At 43.8% G+C, this 14642-nt stretch carries 12 protein-coding genes; 6 read left to right on the top strand and 6 right to left on the bottom strand.

All coding sequences use genetic code 11. The features are described from left to right. Window positions 1–149 precede the first annotated feature (149 nt). Window positions 150–1124 carry a DUF1517 domain-containing protein gene (locus tag CYLST_RS07440; RefSeq protein ID WP_015207094.1) on the bottom strand — a complete coding sequence of 325 codons (975 nt, stop codon included), beginning with the start codon at window positions 1122–1124 and terminating at the stop codon, window positions 150–152. A gap of 1881 nt (window positions 1125–3005) precedes the next feature. On the opposite strand from CYLST_RS07440, the gene CYLST_RS07435 reads away from it, so the two are divergent. Beyond that, window positions 3006–4241: a glycosyltransferase family 4 protein gene (locus CYLST_RS07435; protein ID WP_015207093.1), complete on the top strand. Its 1236-nt coding sequence runs from the start codon at window positions 3006–3008 to the stop codon at window positions 4239–4241. Here the strand turns inward: CYLST_RS07435 and thiS are convergent. Both thiS and CYLST_RS07425 read right to left on the bottom strand, forming a co-directional pair. After that, complete coding sequence (gene thiS, locus CYLST_RS07430) at window positions 4238–4450, bottom strand: sulfur carrier protein ThiS (RefSeq protein WP_015207092.1); 213 nt, start codon at window positions 4448–4450, stop codon at window positions 4238–4240. The two genes, CYLST_RS07435 and thiS, sit on opposite strands and share 4 nt — an antisense overlap. An 18-nt stretch (window positions 4451–4468) precedes the next feature. Beyond that, window positions 4469–5575, bottom strand: a complete 1107-nt coding sequence (locus CYLST_RS07425) for a thiamine phosphate synthase (RefSeq protein WP_041233010.1) — start codon at window positions 5573–5575, stop codon at window positions 4469–4471. A gap of 140 nt (window positions 5576–5715) precedes the next feature. On the opposite strand from CYLST_RS07425, the gene CYLST_RS07420 reads away from it, so the two are divergent. From CYLST_RS07420 to CYLST_RS07400, 5 genes are all read left to right on the top strand, one after another. Beyond that, window positions 5716–7446 (top strand): DUF1565 domain-containing protein, encoded by a 1731-nt coding sequence (locus CYLST_RS07420; protein ID WP_015207090.1) that lies wholly within the window; start codon window positions 5716–5718, stop codon window positions 7444–7446. 139 nt (window positions 7447–7585) lie between these two features. After that, window positions 7586–7822 (top strand): hypothetical protein, encoded by a 237-nt coding sequence (locus CYLST_RS07415; RefSeq protein WP_041233009.1) that lies wholly within the window; start codon window positions 7586–7588, stop codon window positions 7820–7822. A gap of 131 nt (window positions 7823–7953) precedes the next feature. Continuing rightward, the gene (locus CYLST_RS07410; protein ID WP_015207089.1) at window positions 7954–8496 is read left to right on the top strand and encodes a DJ-1/PfpI family protein; all 543 of its coding nucleotides are present in this window, start codon (window positions 7954–7956) and stop codon (window positions 8494–8496) included. A gap of 16 nt (window positions 8497–8512) precedes the next feature. Next, window positions 8513–9115, top strand: coding sequence for a DJ-1/PfpI family protein (locus tag CYLST_RS35790; RefSeq protein WP_015207088.1), 603 nt, complete (start codon window positions 8513–8515; stop codon window positions 9113–9115). Between the two features lie 38 nt (window positions 9116–9153). Beyond that, window positions 9154–11694 carry an alpha-amylase family glycosyl hydrolase gene (locus tag CYLST_RS07400; RefSeq protein WP_015207087.1) on the top strand — a complete coding sequence of 847 codons (2541 nt, stop codon included), beginning with the start codon at window positions 9154–9156 and terminating at the stop codon, window positions 11692–11694. Here CYLST_RS07400 and CYLST_RS07395 read toward each other — a convergent pair. The 3 genes from CYLST_RS07395 to CYLST_RS07385 form a co-directional block, all read right to left on the bottom strand. Further along, window positions 11682–12491, bottom strand: a complete 810-nt coding sequence (locus tag CYLST_RS07395; RefSeq protein ID WP_015207086.1) for a hypothetical protein — start codon at window positions 12489–12491, stop codon at window positions 11682–11684. The two genes, CYLST_RS07400 and CYLST_RS07395, sit on opposite strands and share 13 nt — an antisense overlap. 30 nt (window positions 12492–12521) lie before the next feature. Further along, window positions 12522–13619, bottom strand: coding sequence for a hypothetical protein (locus CYLST_RS35480; RefSeq protein WP_015207085.1), 1098 nt, complete (start codon window positions 13617–13619; stop codon window positions 12522–12524). 144 nt (window positions 13620–13763) lie between these two features. Continuing rightward, window positions 13764–14612, bottom strand: a complete 849-nt coding sequence (locus CYLST_RS07385) for a hypothetical protein (protein WP_015207084.1) — start codon at window positions 14610–14612, stop codon at window positions 13764–13766. Window positions 14613–14642: the final 30 nt, after the last annotated feature.

Here is a 14642-nt window from a genome sequence, read left to right as displayed (position 1 = left end):
GTTGACTATTATTTCTATATTTGTTATCATGAAGTTGATAAGGAAGAACTACCCTAAATTAAGTTCAGGTATCTGAGCTTCTAAAAAAAACCGCGTGTCTGATGGCAAGCGGTTTTCTTGTTCGTGGTCGGCGCTGAAGCGCTTCCAGATTAAACCAGTTTCAAATCAGGATACTCGGCGAACAAATCATCAGTTGTTAGGGTGTCGCCTTCTGCTTGGGGAGTCCAAAGAACTTCAATTGCTAAAAGTTGTTCGCTGGGGAGGCTACCAATTATCCGCAAGGCTTGACGTAGGTCGTCAGCGCTGTTAATTGCGGGGATGCCAAATTTGCCTAGAGTTGCTGCTAATAAGGTGACGATTAGATATTCCCCAGGGCCTTCGCTAATTAAACGGGTGGGGTTATCGAGTTCAGCAGGGGGTAAGGCTTCTTTGGCTAGAGCCGCTTTTAGCTGGTTGTTGACGTTGGAAAGTGTTTCTTCGCTGAATTTGCTGCGTTCTGCCAATGACAAACGGTTGAATTGAGATTCAGCTGCATTTAATTTAGCTTGCTGGGTGCCACCACCTGCATATACCCAGTATTCGGGATGGCGTAGTAATGCAAGGCTGGCTTCTTGTAAGATTTCTGCTCTCCCCTCTGGGGTGTTGGTGTCAGCAGTTTCGGCGATGTGGTTGAGTTCGGTTTGCAAACCACGGGCTTGAGCTAATAAACCGACTTGCAAACGAGTGATGGAAACTGTGGAATTGTTGTTGTAGTCTGCTTCTTCGGTGTCGTTATTGGTGACGCGACGGAAGGATTGCACCAAGAAATTAGCGATCGCTAAAAAGATTAAGATGCTAAACACACCGCCAAATCCTCCTCCAATACCCCAAAAAGGAATCAGGAAAGGAAAGCCAAAACCACCACCAGGATAGGGAGCGTAGTATCCACCACCACCAGGAGGTGCATAAGTGCGCGGTGTGTAACTGCGGCTAGAGGGTGCTCTGAACGAACCACCACCTATGCGACCACCACTGCGGGCCGCTAATGCGCCATCGGTTTGACCAAAGGCTAAAGCTATTACTAGGCTAAGAACAAAGAACGTTTTTAGCAGGGGTTTGATGGTTTGTTGTAGTTTTTTACGCATAGCACAGTCGCTGGGAAAACAGTATTTAGTGATGATTGCTCGCACTACTGGTATTGGTGTTGCGGTGTGTAGGTGACGCCAGCCCGTAACAAGCAAGTTTTTGATTAATTGTCAGCTACATATTTAATCTACCGCGTCTGTTATTCGGTGTGGTGCGATCGCAGGGGGGATTTCTCACATTGATAACCGTACCGCAAAACATCGCCATAACCGTGCAATTTAGGCATCAATTAATTATTCCCGCCGCTCAGTACTACACCATCTCTGAGAAATAGAGAGGTTTTCGATTGGATGCAATACACACTAACCGATATTCGGATCTGTGAATTGGCAGGAGACAGGGGAGAAACTTTTTCATTTCTCAACTATACAAATCTTTGTAATTTCTAACTCTATAGATTTAGTTTTCAACTATACAAATCTTCGTAGTTTCTAAGTCTTGTTTTGACTGATTTTTTGAGTAAAAAGAAACAATCTTGAGCAGATGTTAGCAGATAGCTTTGATAATCTTGCCTTTACGCCAAAATTTGACTTTAAGCATCCACCTAGATGAATAGAAATTAGCCAGGTAATGTAGATTTTGAGGATCTCATGTGTTAATAGCAATAGTCAGTCATCAAAAATACAGTGATTGGTAGAAGTTACTAATACAAACAGCTTCATCAGAAATATTTCTTGTATATTTATAAAACATATCCCACCGTAAAAACCCTCTTTACCACAATTAATTTATCAAGTAAATTCTAGATTCATAGTTAAGGCAGTATGTTACAACGCTAGAACTGGTGAAATTGACAGTAATTGATAATTTTGGGATAAACTCATTGCAGCGAATTGTGGGTTAAGGCGCGATAACTATGTAATTTGTCAAAAATCATACTTAAAACTGTGTTATAAACATTCTACAGTCAATTAATCTTTAGTTAAGAAATTACCGATGAAAGCTTTCTCGACGTAATTATTTTTCTAGTATCCACTTACACAAGTTAAAGCATCAAAGGGAGAAAAATTCAGCAATTGAAAATCATGATCAGCGCGTAAAGTCTATGACATCGGTTACCAAATTACCGGAATATTTTTGGCAATTTGGCATAATTTTAGGCGGTATTCAGTATAATCTATTAGTAACAGCTAGATTTAGTAATATCTACAGCAGTCTCTGAGCAATTGCTTTGGATATCAACGATATTCTGGCTAGGGTTTATCATGCATACAAATTCTCCAGTGGTGATAAATTGGCAGTCAAAAATAAAATTAATCAAATTAAAAAATAAAACTCCTTAGTTCATGCACTAAGATATTGCTGAAGTTTTTGTGCTGTTTAGGATTCAAGGAGGTTTGGTAATTGTGGTTTCGCCTGCCACGTACTCCAAAGCGACAATCAAGACAATTAATATCTCTACTATACCTAAGTTAATTAGGGAACCAGAGAAGTACTGACACAGAAATAACGTAGACTCCTGGTTTTTTCGCTGCTAGATTGTTAACTAGAATCAAGGAGAAAGGATGTAATAAAAGGGAAAGAAGATACATAGTCAGCGAATTTCCAACTGGAATCACAAACAATTGTTTCTCCTCAAAATATGGTTTAGTTGGCAACAATCTCCTAGGAACACACAGATATCTTGACTGTCAGGATCTCTGCGAGTTTTCAAGGCTACCAGTTCCCTTCCCCAGCTTGATTTGTGGGGTGTACTTCTAACTTGATTGTTGAGATTTCATAGTCTAGGCATCATCTTTCAGTTGACTCGCAACCTGTAGCTGCAAGTTAAGTCAATACTGATGGAAATTTTATGTGCAGAAAAATTCCCTTTTCTAGGGTTGTCGGAAATTATCAACTTCTCTCACCAGCGGTCAATATAAACAAATTCAAAATTATTTATGGAACATATTTCACAGCTAGGGACACAGATCAGGGACAAAACTGCCTACCCAGACATCTTAGTTATATCTCGGAGCTTCCGACCGCAAGATGCTGTGATTGGAGAATATGTCTATAATCGTTGTTTGCAAGACCCAGACAGGGTGATTGTGCTGGCTGCTGGTTGCTTAGGAGATAAAGTATTTGATCAGGCGCAGCAGTTTCCGGTTTATCGCTGGCCCCACTCTAGCTTCTGGCCTAGTGGTTTTCTGGGAAATATCTTCAAGTCTCTGTTGAATATCGTCTGGTCAATACTGCTAGCCTGTAAACTCTATTTTCGCTATCATTACCGCTATATTGAGTGGTGTCATGGCTATGACTTTCCGGCACTATTGCTACTCAGCTATATCTTACCTATTCGCTTTTTTATCTACCTGCACGGTAACGATATTGTTTGTGCTTCACGCAACCCCTTATGGCGATCGCTATTTAAATTAACACTGAAACGGGCCGAAGGCATTGTTTGTAACAGTTCCCATACAAGAGATTACCTGAGATCCGCTTTTCGGGTTGATTCCCCTACCCACGTAATTAACCCAGTCGTTAGACCTGAAAGATTTGGGACTGCGACTAGTCCCAGTCATCTTGATGATTTAAGAATGCGGTTGCGTCAGGCGTACAATATTCCCGAAACAGCGATCGTTATTCTCTCTGTCGGACGACTGGTGAAGCATAAAAGCTTTGATCGCGTGATTGACAACTTACCACTATTGTTAACTCTTGGGCTAGATGTCCACTATATAATCTGCGGTCAAGGACCTAGTGAATTCCAATTGAAATCATTATCTCAGCGCTTGCGAGTAGACAAGCGGGTACATTTTGCTGGCTATGTACCCGAACGAGAATTAGCCGGCTACTATGCAGCCTGTGATATATTTGCCATGCTGACTTTGTTGAATCAAAAAACTCAAATTCTCGAAGGTTTTGGCATGGTTTACTCAGAAGCCAGCTACTTTGGTAAGCCTGTAATTGCTTCTCGCTTGGGTAGTGTTCTTGATGCAGTCCATCACGAAGAAAATGGCCTCTTGGTGAACCCCAATTCTGGCTATGAAGTTTTTCAGGCTTTCAAACGTTTGTGTCAGGATAAGCCGCTACGGGAAAGACTCGGACGCCAAGGCCAAGAGTTAGCCAAACGGAAGAATTTGCACCGCTGGCTGTACAAACCTGAATCTCGCTATTCGTGTTTATTAAATTAACCACCACCAACGATGGTGACTACTTCTAAGCGATCGCCTGGCTGCACTTGAGTTTGCTGCCAAAATTGACGGTGTAAGATTTCGCCATTATACTCCACCGCCACCAAGCGGGGATTAAAACCCAACTCTTGGAGTAAGTCGGGTAATGGCGTTTGGGATAAACAATTGCGAGTTTCCCCATTTACCTGAAGTGCAATTTGAATAGACATAAGTTGTCGCTTGTGCATTTATTCCGGTTTGAGTTTCACGCGCTGGATTTGGGAAAGGAAATATTGCGTGACTAAAGTAGGTTGTTCCGCTTGCATTAGCGATCGCACCACCGCCACCCGTTCTGCTCCCGCATCAATCAGATCATTGATATTATTCGCATCGATTCCCCCAATCGCAAACCAGGGAATAGCACAGTTTTTGGCGGCATATCTCACATATTCTAAGCCTGCTGCTGCCTTACCTACTTTCGTAGGTGTTTCATAAACTGGGCCCACGCCAATATAATCTGCGCCTTCGGCAATTGCCGCTTGCATTTCTTCGGGATTTGTGGTAGAGCGTCCTATCAACCGCTGGGTTCCGAGTAATTGCCGGGCCACCGCAATCGGCAGATCCTGCTGCCCCAAATGCACCCCATCGGCATCTACCGCTAAAGCCAAATCTACCCGGTCATTGACAATAAATAAAGCACCATAGGTGTGGCATAGCTGCCGCAGTTTCGTAGCTCGTTCCAGACGCAAAACATCATCGGCAGTTTTTTCGCGATACTGTAGGAGCGTTAAACCGCCTTTGAGAGCCGCTTCCACTGTTTGGCACAAACTATCTGTGGGGGAAGTTACAAGATATAAACGCGATCGCCACAGCAGTTGGTGCCGCTGATAACCCATTAAATTACTTTCTAGGGCGTAAACCCGATAGCGCATCTGCTTAAAAGCTGCCCCCATATTCGGGTGGTAAAGCTTGCCATATTCTTCCAGCACCCGCAGTGCTTCTTGGACACGGCAAAAGTTAGCTTGTAACAACGAGGTAATGCTAGCGCGGAGTTCTTCCTGGGGATGGGATAAACCAGTACCAGGATCACCGAGTGTATCTCTCGCTGCCCTTAGTTCAGGGGTATGCCACTTACCTACCTCTTGGCGCAAATCCTTACATTCCCCAGCCAACTGGGCGTTATTCAATCCAAAACGGCACCATTCCTCGATAATTCGCAAGCCTTCACGGGCGCGATCTAAATTGGCATCTAAAATGCGATAAACCACTTGCTGTATCTGTTTTTCTTGGCTGTGGGCTTCGACCATTACAACAACCCCATTAGTTTTTTCATCGTAACAGCCAGCTTGTTTCATCTGAAATGATTTACTTTGAAACTTTGTATTCAAAAAAGCTCAGTGGTCAATATGTCAATATATGAGTAACATTATCGACATACTCCCACATAGCAGAGTATAAGAATTTATTGTACTTTCTCAGGAGTTGGATTAAGTTGATGCTCCCTCTTAAGTTTTTTTACTACCGTAGGGCCAAGCTGATTTTCCGAGAACTAGCTACAGCATTGAGTTTTAGCATCGGTCTGGGAGTTATCAGTCTGTCACTCTTGGGCACCAATTTCAGCCGTGCCTTTGCTCAAATCCCTACAGCATCAGGACAAACGCTTCAGGGTGAAAAAACAATTTCTCAGGTTAACATCCTGTTTGTCAACCCAAGTGTTGGAGATGACAAAGCAGGTAATGGTGGTGAAGCGACTCCTTGGAAAACCATTACCCAAGCCTTGCAAGTAGCCGGGCCAAATTCTGTAATTATGCTTTCTTCAGGGACATACAGCGCCGAAACAGGTGAGGTATTCCCCTTAATGCTCAAACAGGGTGTTTCTATTCAAGGAGACACAGGCAACAAAGGCAGGGGGATCACCATCGCTGGTGGTGGTGAATACCTCAGTCGTAGTTTTGGTGGTCAAAATGTCACCATTGTTGGTGCCAATGAAGCGGGGTTGAGTGGGGTGACAGTCACCAACACCAACCCCCGTGGTTACGGTTTATGGATTGAGTCCAGCAACCCCATAATTCAGGAAAATACATTTACTGAAAATACTCAGGATGGCATTTCCGTTACTGGTAACGCTGCTCCTACTATTAGCAAAAATTATTTTTATCGCAATGGTGCCAATGGGTTGACAGTTACAGGTCGATCTGTGCCCCAAGTGCGGGAAAATGTCTTTCAACAAACGGGCTTTGGCATCAATATTGCCCAAAATGCTAATCCTGTAGTGGTAGGCAATCAAATTCAGTCCAACAGATCGGGTGTGATAGTTCAAGCCAATGCCCGCCCAACTTTACGGCATAATTTAATTCAAGACAGTAAAGAAGATGGTTTGGTAGTCATAGCCCAAGCAATGCCAGATTTGGGTAGCACCTCGGAACCAGGGGGTAATGAATTTCAGAATAATGCCCGCTATGACATTAATGCCAGTGCTGCCAAACAGCTAATTTCTGCTCCTGGCAACAACCTGGCGAATAATCGCATTGCTGGTAAGGTTGATATTCAAGGGCTAACAGCTTCCATAGCCGAAAATTCGCCAACTGAACTTTTGCCTAACGGTAGGTTACAGGAATTACCAACTAACGGAGAAATCGTTTTCTCTGCTCCCACAATTCCTGAAATTCCTACTCAGCAGACTGCACCTTTGCCTAGCGCTAGAATTACACCGACTAAACCTGTTGCTAGGAATAATTCTCGACCATTAAAAAACCAGTTGCCACAGTTGCCAGCCGATATCCGAGTTTCTGACACTGACCAACAGGAATATAATAATACTGTGGCTGAATCTCCGATTTCGAGCAACTTACCAACATTGCAGTCGGGGATGCCGCAATTGAATTATGTCCAAATTGATACTAACGTGATCGAGTTTAACGCACCCCTAGCACCACAACCCAGAGTAAGGAATCAAGGGCGATCAGCGCCAGCACCTAAAAGTTTTGCAACTGGGGCTTATGGTGGAGATTCTTCGGTGAATGCCCGTTATCGTGTGGTGGTGCAAGTTACAACTGATAAAGATATGGCATTAGTGCGATCGCTAGCTCCCGGTGCTTTTTCTACAGTCAGACAAGGCCGCAAAGTCATGCAAGCAGGTGTTTTTAGCAGTCAATCTAACGCCAGGGGAATGCTCAAAAAATTCAATAGCAAGGGTTTAAGAGCTGTCGTTGAGCGATTGAATTAGTGCTGAGTGTTGATCAGTTACATACTCCTACACTCACCGCAAGCGGTGAGTGTAGGCTGACATCAGCCCGCTAACTATACTGAGGCTTTAACCTGCCTTTGAACTAAATTATTTGGCTCATATCTATATCAGTAGCTATGTGACAAAAGAACCGTTCTGTTTGTATTTCAAACCTGACAAACATTGTCGCCAGAGATCGCTCAATGTCTTACCAGATTTCTTTAGACCTAATACTCTGGAAGTCAGCCGAGTCAGCATTAATGGTAGGGATCGCACATCCCTAGACCCTGACAATTTCCGCCTGGAACTAGGAGAGCAAGAATTTCAATTGGGTTCAGAAGCAGAAATCATCGTGGAATTTAAACCGAGGGCTTAGGAGAGCAATGATGGCAACCCGAATGCTATTCGCCAAAAAAAATCGCCATTCTTGTAGAAAATGAGTTCATTCCTGAGGAAATTGCAGCTTATCGGCAACGCTTTGAGGATCTTGGGGCGACTGTGCATTTCATGTCTCGGCTGTGGGGTTATGAAAGTTTGCGTTTTGTGAGCGATGTCGATACAGTAGGCAAGTCTTTGGAATACCTAGATGTAAACATTGACTTTCAAGATGTCGATCTTAATAGCTATGGGGCTGTGATTGTCGCTGCTGGCTACACGAGTGTGCGTCTGCGTTACTTCGAGCCTCCACAAGGTTGTCCCATCATTCCAGAACAAGCGCGGACTGCACCAGCCGTGAGATTTTTTGCCCAAGCGATCGCCAATCCGCAGATTGTCAAAGGAGCACTTTGTCATGGACTGTGGCTGCTGACACCGATGCCAGAACTACTCCGAGGGCGAAAAATCATCTGTCACGAAGTTACCCTTGCAGATATCACTAATGCTGGCGCTGTTTATGTGCCATCTCCATCTGGAGTTGTTGTTGATGGTGACTTGGTTACAGGGCGGTCAGCCCATGATGTAGATGCATTTATTGATGCGATCGCTCAACTAATTATCCAACAAGATGCAGAACCAGTCCAAAAAGAAGAATTGATCGGAGCCACACCGTGACTTAAGGAGTGCAGAAATGAGAACAGCTAATTATGCACAGCGAGATCAAGCTGCACAAGTTGTTTTTTACGTCCCACTGTGGAAAAGAAAAGGTATTTCTTTAGAGTTGTTCGATGACTATTGGCGAAACGTTCACGGACCAGTCTGTGCCCGCTTACCTGGTCAGTATCAATACTGGCAGCTTCATGTAGCACATAATGAAGGCGGTGTTTGGCCAACTATTGACGGGATAGACTACACCACTCCCCAAGAAGATCGATTGAGATATGAGGTAAACGTAAGAAAAGGTCAGCCAAGTCAAGCCCCAGCAGTTGTGTTTATTCGCCAAGCTATGGAAGAACCTAATGTCAAAATAGGGGTAATTTGTCATGGTTTATGGCTACTTTGTGCTGCTGATGTCCTCGATAATCGCCGAGTAACTTGCGCTCATAATATTTTGGTTGATGTGGAAAACGCTGGGGCAGATATTATCTACGAAAATGATATAGCTGCTGACATTGTGATTGATGAAAATTTGGTTACAGGTAGACATCCTGACCTTGTAAATAAATTTATGGAAACTTTGGTGAGAGAAGTTGAAAATAAACAGCGCAGTCTCCACGCAGCGATGACTGTTTAAATTCTGTAGTTCTTGAATGCTCAAAAAGGGATATCAATATGGTTAGGATTCCCGTTTGTTTTACCTATTTTACAGGCATCAAAAGAGCAATTTTTACCAACCCCCGCTTAATTGGCAGTTGGGATCAAAATGGACGCTACTCTCAACAGTGGACTTCTTTCCCGATGCAGCAAATCATTGGGGAAGATGGCTGTCCCTGTTTCCAAGGAACCGTTGAACTTGATGATTCACAAATTGGTTGGTTATTTCGCTGGGGTGTGATGCTAAATAGTCCAGCAGGTAGTAACTTCTGGGGAATCCCAACCGAGATAAACGATCGCAATTCGAGCGATCGCTACTGTAGTTTTACTTTACAGTCTTCTAACAGCGGTCAGCCTCAGCAAGAAAGGTATGATCTAGTTGATAGCCGCAGACTAGGGGCACAAAAATATTATCCTCCCGGAAGCCAAGCTTCAGCATTGCGGTTTGCTGTGTGGGCACCAAATGCCCGTAATGTGGAAGTGGTGTTTGGTAACAGCAGCAGTGGCTATATTGCAGACGATGCTTTTCGAGATGATCCTGATTTTGGCATAGATCGCCACTTAAAGCCATTACCCATGTCGAAGACAGAGGAGGGTATTTGGCAAACAGATGTGAAAGTATCACCAGAACTGGCAAATTTCTCCCGCTTTGACCATATTCCTTATATGTTTAGGATTGTGAATGAAGGGGGAAGAATCGTTTATCGAACTGATTTGTACTCTCGCTGTCAAATTGGTAAAGGTAACATAAATCCTGATGGTAAACCTTTCTCTGGGAGATATACAGATAAACAGGGAAGACCTTTTTCAGGAAAATATCAAGATTTGGATGGTACTAAAGGCTGTTCTGTAGTTATCAATCCAGATACGGTGACTAAACATTTTCAGGAACCAGTCTGGCCAGAACAGGAATTTATTCCTGAAGAAGAGTTCTGGAGTAATGAGTTTTCACTCTCCCGTCCTGTGCCGCAGCGTGTGGAAGATTTAGTGATTTATGAACTCCATCTAGGGTCTTTAGGGTATTGTCAAAACAGACCAGGAAACTTTGAGGATGCGATCGCATTACTACCCTATTTAGTAGACCTGGGAGTTAACGCTGTCGAACTCCTACCGATGGCAGAATTTCGAGATGAAGTCAATTGGGGATACGAAACATCCCACTACTTTGCTCTTGAATATAGTGCTGGTGGTAGAGACCAACTGAAATATTTTGTCAGGGAATGCCATCGTCATGGAATTGCGGTGATTTTAGATGTGGTATACAACCACTTCAACCCCGATGGAGAACGGGCTGAATGGGCTTATGACTCGGACATTCCCGAACACAATATCTATCACTGGTATGAGGGCAACTCTACCGATTATTACTACCCAGACAGCAAACCTTTCCCTGAAGGTGGCTATCTTGATAATTTGTCTACGGGTTACGCACCTCGGTTCTATGAAGAGATGGTGCGGAAAATGTTCATTAGCAGTGCAGTAACTCTGATAGAAGAGTTTCATGTAGATGGGTTCAGGGTAGACCAAACAACTTCCATGCATTCGTACAACCAATTGCACGCTAATGGTCAAGCTGTCGGCAATGCCAATATTTTTGGTGCTAAATTCCTTCGAGAATGGACTCGGACAATGAAGTTAATCCAACCGAAGGCCATTCTGATCGCAGAAGATCACTCTGATTGGGAAAAAGTTACTCAATCACCTGATGTTGGGGGTTTAGGCTTTGATGCAGCTTGGTATGCCGACTTTTATCACCATTTAATTGGTGATGCTAAAGCAGGAACAGAATATGCCAAATTAATTCCTACTGCTGGATACGGTACAGACGAACCCCTAGCTATGGATAAATTTGCCGGGGCCTTGGGATGGTCTGGTCGTAACAAGGTTGTCTATCATGAATCTCATGATGAAGCAGGCAACGCTTATTATGAACAAGGAGGTTATAGAGTTGAATCTCGGCGCACTATTGTATCGGCTGCCAACTCAGCACCTTTAATTGGAGAAACTCGACGTTATGCCGAAGCCCGTTGCCGCTTTGCTTTCGGTATGTCTGTTTTGTCTGCGGGGACGCCAATGTTTTTGATGGGTGAGGAAATTGGCGCCCAAAAACCCTACAGATATAGCGATTTTATCAAGAACCGGGAGGATTTGTTAAGCGATCGCCACACCTCTGGTCAACGACTATTTCGATTTTACCAAGACCTGATTCAGCTGCGGCTCAGTCATGAAGAACTGCGCTCTCACTTGATTGATATTATCTATGTCCATAATGCCAACCGAGTCATTGCTTTTAGACGTTGGGATGTAACTGAAGAATTTTTAATTATAGCCAGTTTGAATAACCGCCCATTCTCTTCAGGCTACACCATTAACAATTCCCGAATCAAAGATGGTCAATGGCGGGAGATATTCAATAGTGATGCTGCGCTCTACGGAGGAGATAATATCGGCAACTTTGGCACTAATATTTCTGCAATTAACGGATATATTCATCCCATAGTCCCAGCAAACGGATTTGTTGTGTTCCAAAACAATTTAAACCCGCTTCAGCTTGGATAGATATCGCTTTGAGAATCAAGGACTGAGGGAAAATCACACCAGGGTAACTCAATTTGCAAGTATTTGTCTCCACAAAGTGTTTCTGGTTTAATGCGGGGTGACAGAGCTAAGGCTTGAGCTATACCCCATGCTGCTACTTCTTGACGCTCTGCCTGATTTAAGTTTTTAGCGATCGCTTGCAATGCCTTCATAGTTTCTGTTTGCCTCATAGCGACGGTAAGCATTGTGGCCTCAAAACACTTGCCCAGTTCTTCTTCATCCCACATTTTATAGGGAGATAGTGGAGCAACACGGTCAATCTCTCTCTCAATTATGTACGACTGTAAACGATCCAAAATCGTCGCAATCTCTGGCACAATTGGCATCAGCACGGGAGGGGGAGGAACTTGGGTTTTGCGGGAACCCAAGGGCAGAACACAGCCATGATTTAAAACAGAGCGCCACCTTGAAAGTGCTACTTCGACTTCATGACAAAAAAAATGCCGTTGTGCCCAACGCTCAAAGTCTATTGCTACATCCCGCCCCAATTGTTCAGCTAACTCTTGCATAGCTTGAGTGACAACTAGGCGTATAGGTTCACCACGCCTTTCCACAGGCCAAGTTTGTGTTATTTCGAGTCTTTTTTTCTCTAAAACCGCTTTTGCATAGATAGATGCCCAAACTTCTAAGTTTTCTACTAGAGCATCAGGTAAGCCGATGATGGCTACAAAAGGCTTTGCCCAAGGAAGTATAGGCAGAGATAATGCTTTCATCCACCTGAGACTTGGTGTATCATGCCAGAGATCATCGTAACTCATAACTTTTTGGGTGATTTTAGCTGTCTTAGCTTATGGGGTAATCAGTTTTAACAATCCTTCAATCTGCCTTTGATTTAAGCCTAATGCGGCTAGACTTGCTGTGATTTGCTTGGTATCTTGTCCACCAGAGGCATACCTTTGAGCGCCGTTGAAAGGGTTGAAAGGATTTAGGATCTTGAGAATCCCCCATAGAAGTGATAATCCTATACCCAGTCCTTCCATTGCTTTAATAACTTTGTCCATAAAGGAATTCGACTCTTTTGGTAGAGGTTTCTTTGGTGCGGGTCTAGTCATTGCCAACTCGGCATTACGTACATCTAGCGCCAAGTATGCTAGCTGTGCCATATTTGCACAATGATCATCGAAAAAATTTAATAAGTTCGGCATTGATTCTGTTCGGATTTTGTCGTAATAATCCTGATGCCCTTCCCATGTATTTGATCCCAGTTCTCTGGAGTGGCGAGTTTCATATAGGTTTTGACCTGTTCTACGGTCATTAAGCATCTCGCCATAGCGTTTTTCTAATTCACCATGACAGTCACCAATCAGTTCACCTAATCTCTGACAAAATTCTAAGAGAGCTTCGCCTCCCTTTGCTGCTGCTAGGTTCCCTTCAATTATCCATTGATTTACTTCTTCTGGCTTAATGCATCTACCATTGCGGTTCATTGCTAGCAAATCTGCTGCTGGATTTGATTTAGACATCCCTGTACTTTTATCTGTTTCGCACTTGCTGCATTTACCTTGCACAACATCACTAGACTGCTCCAGTTGTACATCGCTAATGCTATTTTGTAGAGATTTTTGTGTTGGGTATAAATCTGGGCGCGATTTATCCGCCTCTTGCTGATACATATCCCTAGGCTGACCTAGGGTAAGCTTCATCTGAATTCTTGGTGGCTTTGGTGGTGTCGGACGATGAGCAAATATTGCTCCATCAATGAAACTAGTACCAACTTGCTTTAATCTTTCAGCTTTAGCCTGTGCATCTAGTGTTTGCTCTTGTACTGGCTCGACTTCCTCCGTTTTAGGCTGAACCACAAAGCGACGGGGTGCGAAACGATTTGGCGCTGGTGTGTCAGAGGAATTTGAAGGATTTTTATAACTTCTGTGCTGTTTGCTATACATTTACTCCACCCTTTAAGTAAAAGCTCTGACAAACAGCCTTATATATACTTAATCTAATGTCAATTAGTTATCAGAAAAATCAATATTCTACGGAAGAAAAAAATTAAGCTATCCACACTCAAAACGCTTGTGGATAGACACTAATTATTCAACACTTTCAACAGACATCGCTTTGAGTTTGGATGTGAATGATTCGGCGCGATCGCTTTTTTGGGGGGTAAATTGCCCAATTGGCGGGTTATTTGCCGTTGCTGGCAAGGGTTCTAGCAGTTTATGGGGAAGGCGCTCGCTTTTTTGGGGGATAAATTGCCCAATTGGCGGATTATTCGCCTTTGCTGGCAACGGTTCTGGTTGTTCCTTCAGGGGCTGGCTGACTGGGAAAACAGCCCTTTGGCTAACAGCAGCAGCCAGCTGACGAGGTGCTGGTTCTGCCACAGCTTTTTCTGCCACAACGGTAAAAGAGGGAGATGTTAAAACGCTGCCCTCATCCCGACTGCGCCACCGCCCCTCTTCTTTGCCACTCGCCGGCTGTAGGGGTGTAGCCTTGGTTTGTCGGTAACTATTCTCAACCTTAGCAGGTGATAAGTGAGAATTTGTCAGTTGCTCAATCGGGGTGTGTTTTTGGCCTGGCGATAAAACTGGTGCAGCCGTTGCCGTTAAGGTTTCGGGGAACTGGTTGCAAATCAGGCGTTCAAATTCCATGTTGAAATGGTAAATCACCTGTCCGCGCCGCTGCCAAAAGTTTAATAATTGCTGTACTGATATTGCTTTATAACGACCTAGATAGAGTGCCTCAATCACTGCTAAATGTAGCCAATCGATTGGGTAGTCTACTCGCCATCGGTTAATTAACTCACTGGTGCTATGACCATTGAGATCAAAACTATAGTGAGCTAATAAGTTTGCTGCCAAGTCGGCAGAGGTGTTTGGGGCTGTTGTTAACATTGGGCTGTTAGTTCCAGGCAATAGGTATAAATTTTCGACCCATCGCATATAGCCTAGCGTTCTTTTGGCTACATGAGT

The organism is Cylindrospermum stagnale PCC 7417, assembly GCF_000317535.1.
GTDB classification, from domain to species: Bacteria; Cyanobacteriota; Cyanobacteriia; order Cyanobacteriales; family Nostocaceae; genus Cylindrospermum; species Cylindrospermum stagnale.
The sequence above is the reverse complement of the archived record's forward strand: the minus strand, read 5'-3'. Positions and strand labels throughout refer to the sequence as shown.

What these genes read in the sequence shown, in the direction of transcription:
- CYLST_RS07385 (WP_015207084.1), bottom strand. Translation starts at nt 14,612, where the DNA reads ATGCGATGGGTCGAAAATTTATACCTATTGCCTGGAACTAACAGCCCA.
- CYLST_RS07440 (WP_015207094.1), bottom strand. Translation starts at nt 1,124, where the DNA reads ATGCGTAAAAAACTACAACAAACCATCAAACCCCTGCTAAAAACGTTC.
- CYLST_RS07400 (WP_015207087.1), top strand. Translation starts at nt 9,154, where the DNA reads ATGGTTAGGATTCCCGTTTGTTTTACCTATTTTACAGGCATCAAAAGA.
- CYLST_RS07435 (WP_015207093.1), top strand. Translation starts at nt 3,006, where the DNA reads ATGGAACATATTTCACAGCTAGGGACACAGATCAGGGACAAAACTGCC.
- CYLST_RS07410 (WP_015207089.1), top strand. Translation starts at nt 7,954, where the DNA reads ATGTCTCGGCTGTGGGGTTATGAAAGTTTGCGTTTTGTGAGCGATGTC.
- thiS (WP_015207092.1), bottom strand. Translation starts at nt 4,450, where the DNA reads ATGTCTATTCAAATTGCACTTCAGGTAAATGGGGAAACTCGCAATTGT.
- CYLST_RS07395 (WP_015207086.1), bottom strand. Translation starts at nt 12,491, where the DNA reads ATGAGTTACGATGATCTCTGGCATGATACACCAAGTCTCAGGTGGATG.
- CYLST_RS35790 (WP_015207088.1), top strand. Translation starts at nt 8,513, where the DNA reads ATGAGAACAGCTAATTATGCACAGCGAGATCAAGCTGCACAAGTTGTT.
- CYLST_RS35480 (WP_015207085.1), bottom strand. Translation starts at nt 13,619, where the DNA reads ATGTATAGCAAACAGCACAGAAGTTATAAAAATCCTTCAAATTCCTCT.
- CYLST_RS07420 (WP_015207090.1), top strand. Translation starts at nt 5,716, where the DNA reads ATGCTCCCTCTTAAGTTTTTTTACTACCGTAGGGCCAAGCTGATTTTC.
- CYLST_RS07425 (WP_041233010.1), bottom strand. Translation starts at nt 5,575, where the DNA reads ATGAAACAAGCTGGCTGTTACGATGAAAAAACTAATGGGGTTGTTGTA.